The following is a 7,109-nucleotide window of genomic DNA, read 5'->3' as shown; positions in this document are numbered from 1 at the left end:
GAGAGGCAGAGCCCCTTCCTCCCCACTCATCATCAAGGAAACTGCGTCGGCTCTGCCGGCGTCATAAGTCGGCAGGGAGCAGCCCTGCCCTGGACCGGTCAGGGATCGTCACCCGAATGGGCGTAAACCGGTGCAACCGGGTTACGGGCGCAAGCCTAGAGCCCGGCCCGAAGGGGGACGCAAAAGTGAATCATTATTGTAACGTTTTGGATTAAGGGACTTCGGTAGACCCGAAGTCAGCGCTTTAATTTCGCTTGGACGAAGGTCTGATCTCGAAGTGCGCTACGGCATATACTGACCTAAGCGCCCTGTCGGCAAAAAAGGCATGGTTCCAATGTTTTTGCCAAATATTATGATGCCCGAGATCGGCCACTTTTTCATGGCCCGGAAAGTGCTCAACGCTCATCATCACAGACTTTCCTGCTGTTGAGGCGCGTCGCTAGGCAGCGTAGCACCGCTCAAAGAGCCGATGGCGGTGCCCAATAGCGTCGGCAAGAAGTTAGGCATCACGGTCCAGTTGCCGTCGTGTGAGTCGCGCACACGCGGCTCAAACTTTTCGTCGGCGAAGATTAAACGCATCACCTGTATGCCCGACCAAGAGCTGTCATTGAGGATGCCTTCTACTGCGACGTCAACTTCGCTGATCGCGGGCGTTTCGTCGCGCACGCCGATAATGGACCAGCTCATCAGTTTGAGGTCGCCAAGCTCCTTGCGATGTCGGCCCGCCCGGTAGCGGATCGAGCGAAGCGGATAGTCGACTGTCATCTGCGCAATCTTTCCAAAGTTGCGGTTGGCGATGGCTTCAAGAAAGGTCACTGCAGCCGCCTCCGGACTTCCGGCCTCCAGTTTGTGAGGTTCACCCCGCGCCGCAAGCAACCGTCCTGAAACAACCGGACGAGCCTTCCATGCCTCGATCCTGCGCTTCGTGGCTTGTGTCGCTGATACCCTTGCAGCAAGTTCCGACCAAGATGGTTTGCGTTGATCCTTTGCCGCCTTGGCGATGCGCGCATCTTCGTCCTCGCGTCTGTCGAAATAGTCAACCATCGTCTGGAGAAGATTAACCGTCTTGGCTGCGACAAGCGCGTTTCCGAAATTGGGATTAAGGCCATGCAGGATTCCGTGACGATAGGGGCTGACGATAGCTTCGGTATCAAGTTTGCGGCGCGTGGCTCCGAGGATCGCAAGCCCGTCGGAGAGGCCGCCTGGGCCGGTTGTTTCGGTGTCGAAAACAGGCGCATCCGCGCCACCGGAGAACGGATGCTTGCCGGTCTTAGTGGTACAGATGCCGTCGATGATTATGAGCAGCAGCGGAACGGCAGACAAGAAATCTTGGGCGAGCAGCCGCTCGACAGCGCGCACGTAGAGATCATGCCACGCCTCGAACCGGCTGGTATTGAAACGATACCCCAAAAACGAGAGGATGTCAGGATCTAGGTGGTGGCACACTAAGCCCTGCTCCGCGAGGTCATCGTCTTTCTCACGGACTGCAGTTCTAACTGCCTCAACCGACAGGCGATCGAAGATCGTCCAACCGCGCGGACCAAAGCGCGCAGCAAATTTCTGCAGATCATCTTTCATTTGTTTAACGTCGGCGAACTGCTTCTCAACCTCCTTGGCTTGGCTGCGAATTTTGCTACTAAAAATGCTCAGAAAACCGATTACCGGCCGCATCTGCTGATACTGTGTGGTAATGTGTTCACCCGTAGGGAGCGGTGAGTCGTCGTCTACCATCAACGCAAGATGGAGCATGAGCGATCAAAAGCAAGCGCCTTGGCAATGCAGGTGCGGCGCCACCCCCAAATTCTTGTCGCTTGCAGATTTCGGCTAAACCTGCATTGATTAGCCATGCTTCTATGTCGCCAAAGCATTTCGGACGAAAGATCGAGACTTGGAACCAGTCACAGCGAACGTCAGCTTGCGTCCCCCTAGGTTAGGGTATCTCGTCAACCCTCGCGACAAGAAAACCGTGCGAGAAGTGATGCGAATGGCAACCACGATGTGGGGCGGCATGATGAGCCCGCTGATCCCCGTCATGAAACGCTTGCCTGCTGAGTGGAAGGACGAGCTTTTGCCCCATGGGTCACAGCAATTAAGTCGCGGCTACATCCGATTTTTCGAGCCAGACCTGCTCGTGCAGACCAAGGCCGGGCAACTCGCTTCGCTTGGTTTGGGCGAGGACCCAAGCTGGTCGGCCAACCGACGTTTTTTCAATTTCGATAACTTGATCCGCAAGGATTACGGGTTAGCCGCCGATTTAAATGTGGGGATGAACATATCCTACATTTATCAGAAGCTTTTTAAGGAAGAGTTTCAATTCAAAAGACGCGCAGAACCTGCGATATATCATTTCACAGAAGGTGCACCAGACGACACCGCATTTTTTGAGGCGGCGTTCGGGTATTTTCCAAAAGTCCGACAGATTGCTTACTTTAAAAACAACTATATAACTGCTTTCGACGCAAAACAGAGGGCGCCCAGCTTCGAGACTTGGTGTGATTTGGTGCAAGGTGGTGGGTTTCCGCTTTATTACACAGTCAAGGGCGCCGAGCTTCGTTTCAGTCGTTCCGATCCCTCCATATTCATATTTGACCCGTCAAAACCGACAGACCTGATCGACTTTTGGAACTACAGACTGTTCACCTGGGATGTTTTGCCGGTCAACGTCAACTGGTTGTCGCAGTCGCGAGATTTGATCTTGCAAGTAATCCGGAAGAACCATCGTTTGCTGCCGACAAATCCGAACGGCGTCATGATCCATACCTCGATCGAGGTTGCCCGCTCTTTAGAGATTGAGGATGTATCTAAGCAGCTGGATCTAGCGTCAGCCAAGCTGCCAGAACACAGTGCTGTAATGCGGGGATGGTACGAGCCGATTTGGCGGGAGCCGCAAGCAGACGAGCGGGCGTTTCGTCCGAGCGCCGTAGCGATTGCTCAAAAATCTAGGCAGGTTCAGCTGACACCTAGTGGCGACAAAAGAATCATATTGCGGTTTCCTGTTCAGTCGCCGGATTTTGATTTCGTGCAACTTGGAGAGGGGCCATCGTTCGTCAATGTCGTTAAGCTGAAGCAGTATCAGGCTCAAAAGAGTATTGCGGAAGCCTTGCCTGCGGCGACCTTTAGTACGCGAGACTCGTATCCGATCCGGGGGGCAGATCAGTTCGTATCCCGCGAGGGTTTTGTGACCTTCCATCGTTATTCGCTTGATCACGCTTATTTGGACCTTCCATCGCCAACAGACGCGATTATTTCTTGGCTTAGGACAAAGGGCCTTACAGCGACGCCTTCTGATGCGGGCCGCGTTGCTGATCAAATCATTGCCTCAGTAGGGGGGCTTAGCGGCACCAATATCTTGCGCGAGCGCGGCATTCTCGAGCAGCTGAACAGCATGGCTCGAAGCCGTCACGTGTGGAAGGACGGCAGCGCCGACGAATTCATCGACCGAACGGCATCGGTACAGGACTGGATCAAGACGCTTAAGCCGATCCAAAGGAAGGCTTTTGGGAACTGGAAAACCTTGGATCGGCTTGTGGCCGACGGAATGCTGCGCCTTGGTCTTGCTCCCCGCTGTCCGCATTGCACCCTGGAAAATTGGTACAGCCTCGACGATGTTTCTGATCAGGTATCTTGTGCGCGGTGCCTCAAGAAGTACCCATTCCCGCAAGGCAATCCTGACAGAAAGTTGTTTAAATACCGCGTGGTCGGTCCCTTCGCGACACCCGGTTATGCTCGAGGCGGTTACGCTGTGGCATTGACCCTTCGATTTTTGGAGAACGGGCTGGGCAGCATGAACCAATTTACCTTCTCGACCGGGCTTGAACTAAAGCATGCGGGAGGAAAGTCTGAAACGGATTTCTTCGCATGGCATGGTAAAAGCGATCTCGATCGTGCGTGCCGGGATCCTTTGACTCTTGTAGGCGAATGTAAAAGCTTTGCGGCTGAATCGTTTAAACCGGCTGACGTTTCGAGACTTCGTCAACTCGCAACCCTGTTGCCGGGTTGTGTCATCGTGGCGGCAACACTAAAGGACGATTTTTCTGCGATTGAGAATAAAGCTCTGCGAGCGCTCGCCAAGTGGGGTTGGACCCAGCTTCTGCCGAGCCCGTTGATTGCATTGACTGGTCAGGAACTGTTTGCGGACGGCCCTCTCGTCAGTGCCTGGAGGGAATGCGGAGGCACGCGTCGCGCGACAGCTGAGAAGCAGGGGCATATTTTCGACCTTGTGTCACTGGCAGACGCCACGCAACAGGCCGTGCTGGGTATGTCTTCCGAGGATGTAGCAACTCTGCGGTACAAGCGCTCCCGTGCATTGGCTATCAAGCGCTCGAAGCTTCAACAGGAGGTTTAGGCTCATCCGAACCGGATCATGAAGAATGGTTTCGAGATGAGGCAATGTTCCATTAAGGCCTGTTTGTGTTACAGCAAGCGGCGCAATAGAATATTGGTTTATTTAGTAGAAATGAATCCGACATGGACGATAAATCGGCGAGTCAAGAACGGAAGGCCGATTTCGTATAGTGGTTTGCTGCTCCAAACGACCCGAGGTATCCCGTTCCGATTTGGGGTTCGGTATGTCGGTTTATGCTGGAAGCTGTTGGGCGTCAGTGCGAAGAGATGGAAAAAAGTGCCCTTAAAAAACGCATTTCATTTCGGAATGCATAAGCACAAGCTTCGAAGTAGGCGTTTGCCGTTGTCCCGTTAATCGGCAGGGTCCATGTTCGAGAGAAAGTACAAGCATTCTCAACGCACCCTTGTCGTTAAGCGTGGCCAATTGTTTTCGGTGTTGACTGCTTTGTTATTTCGGTTTGCTATAGGTCGAGTTGTTCTGCTAGCGACTGAAGACGACAGACTACCGAGAACCTGTGGCGAGCGCATGCGCTCAAGCGTTAGATGTGGCTAGACCGTAAGATTGAGTTCGACGAAATTTGGGGGTACGCATGCCGATTGATGCGACAGTTTCCGTGGTCACGCCGACTGGTTCGATCGCCATTTCGATCAAGAGCGGGGCGAGCGTCGTATTCATTGGCGCGAACGGAGCGGGCAAGACACGTCTAGGCGTTTATCTTGAACGGCACTTTGCAGACGGTGCCGTGGAGACGCACCGGATAGCGGCTCACAGGTCATTGATGCTAAACCCAAACATAGTGCCTCCTAGCCTTGAGATTGCCGAGAGGCGGCTTCGATTCGGTCGGGACGATGAAGCGCGGTACAAGGAAGCGTACCGGTGGGGTCAGAAGCCGGAGACGATACTGCTGAATGATTTCGACCATGTCCTCGCGGCGTTGTATGCCGAGAATAATGACGTCTCTGTCGCGTTCCGTACGCAGGCAGTGGCTAATCCTGGCAGCCCGCCTGATGCGCCAGCGGCTAAGGTCGATAAGTTGAAGGCGACCTGGGAAAGGGTGCTCCCTCACCGCGAGCTTGTTGTCCTCGGGGGTAACATAAAGACGAGGACTGCCGATGGGACTGTATATTCCGCCTCGGAAATGAGCGATGGTGAGCGCGTCATCTTCTATCTGATTGCGCAAGCCCTTCTGGCCAAGCCAGATACACTCTTGATCTTCGACGAACCCGAGTTGCACATCAATAAATCCATTCTCGCGAAATTGTGGGATGAGATCGAGGCCGCGCGAGCAGATTGCGCCTTCCTCTACATTACACACGATGTGGAATTTGCCGGCTCCAGGCACGCTGGGACGAAGTACGCCCTTCGTAGCTATCGGAAGACGCCCAACGAGGAGTGGGACATTGAACTCGTCCCGGAAAACGCGGACATACCCGACGATGTGGTCGCCACGATCATCGGCAGCCGCCGCCCCGTGCTCTTCGTTGAGGGAGACGGAGGAAGTCTCGATTCCTCTCTATACCGGCGGGTATACAACGACTTCACGGTTATACCTGTCGGCTCATGTGAGCAAGTGATTCACACAGTCAGCAGCTTTGCTGCTCGTCCGGAACTTCACCGTGTTGGTTGCGCAGGGCTGGTCGACCGGGATGGACGTTCGAGAGCTGAGGCGGCCTATCTCGAGGCAAAGGGCGTATACTGCCTGCCCGTTTCAGAGGTAGAGAATTTACTGCTACTGCCAGGAGTATTTTTGGCACTGGCGAAAGCTCTACAGTTTTCAGAGGAAGACGCTCAATCGCGGCTAACTAAATTGCGCGCCTTTGTACTGGCGCAGGCCGATCAGCAGATCGATGCAATCTGCGTCCGCTACACAAAGCGTCAGATAAACGCTGCGATGAAACGAATAGGCCTTTCAAGCCACGATCCGGCCACTCTGGACACCGAGTTCAAAGCTGCTGTGGCAGGAATAGATGCGCCAAAAATCTTCGAAGAAGCGAAGTTCGCACTCAGTGCTGCGATCGCCTCGCAGAAGTACGAGAAAGTCCTTTCCTATTACGACAACAAGGGGCTGCTGGCTGAATCAGCGAGGCAGCTCGGTTACCAACAAAAGGCGCTTGAGGAATTTATCGGCAGGGCGCTGAGATCGGATGAGACCACCGCTCTTCACGCGGCACTGGCCGCCGTGTTGCCCAAAGTGTCGCCGCGCCCCTGAGGCGATTGGCTCACGGCGAACTCGAGGGGCGGGGCTTCAGCACTCGGGCGCCACCGTTACCTTTGTCCTCGCGAAATCTGTTTTGAGGAGATGCACTTTCTGCCCAGCTCATGTCGTTCTCCGCTCAGCACCCCGAAAAGCTACGACAAGGTGCCAGCCACGCGGCAAGTCTAGCCGATCCGACCACTCGAAGGTGAATTTCCGACCTCCAATGGCCAGCAAGCACGGTCGCCCAGACTCTATTTCCAGGTTTGTGCGCTATCAAAGCAGCCTTGCTAGTTAGAAAATTTTCAGGAATGAATTGCTCAGTCACAAACTCATCACGAGCTCTAAGGTGAGTTGGATTGGCGAGCTGTGAGAGAGACGCACGTAGACCCAGATGCTCTTCGTCGGGCAGGAGTTGTAAAATGAAATTCGTCGTTATCGACCGGGGATCGTGGCCTCCTGAGACCGCACAAAATACCGTATTTCTTCGTATTGATTATTGGAATGATTATTCGTTCCGCACTATGTTTGATGTAATAGCTTTCGATCAGTCGGGGGAAAAATTTACAC

The 7,109-nt window shown here is 54.1% G+C and carries 3 protein-coding genes; 2 read left to right on the top strand and 1 reads right to left on the bottom strand.

Annotation, left to right across the window (positions count from 1 at the left end; all coding sequences use genetic code 11):
- Positions 1–408: 408 nt before the first annotated feature.
- Complete coding sequence (locus tag DM995_RS18285) at positions 409–1,749, bottom strand: hypothetical protein (protein WP_116970619.1); 1,341 nt, start codon at positions 1,747–1,749, stop codon at positions 409–411.
- A 235-nt stretch (positions 1,750–1,984) separates the two neighbouring features.
- On the opposite strand from DM995_RS18285, the gene DM995_RS18280 reads away from it, so the two are divergent.
- Entirely contained in the window at positions 1,985–4,345 is a 2,361-nt protein-coding gene (locus tag DM995_RS18280) for a hypothetical protein (RefSeq protein WP_116970618.1), read from the top strand.
- 589 nt (positions 4,346–4,934) lie between these two features.
- A complete protein-coding gene (locus DM995_RS18275; RefSeq protein ID WP_116970617.1) occupies positions 4,935–6,554 on the top strand; it encodes a DUF4435 domain-containing protein in 1,620 nt (539 codons plus the stop codon).
- Positions 6,555–7,109: the final 555 nt, after the last annotated feature.

It is taken from the genome of Blastomonas sp. UPD001, from assembly GCF_003426715.1.
Taxonomy (GTDB): Bacteria; Pseudomonadota; Alphaproteobacteria; order Sphingomonadales; family Sphingomonadaceae; genus Blastomonas.
Note: the sequence above shows the minus strand (reverse complement) of the source record. Positions and strands in the feature narration are given on the sequence as shown.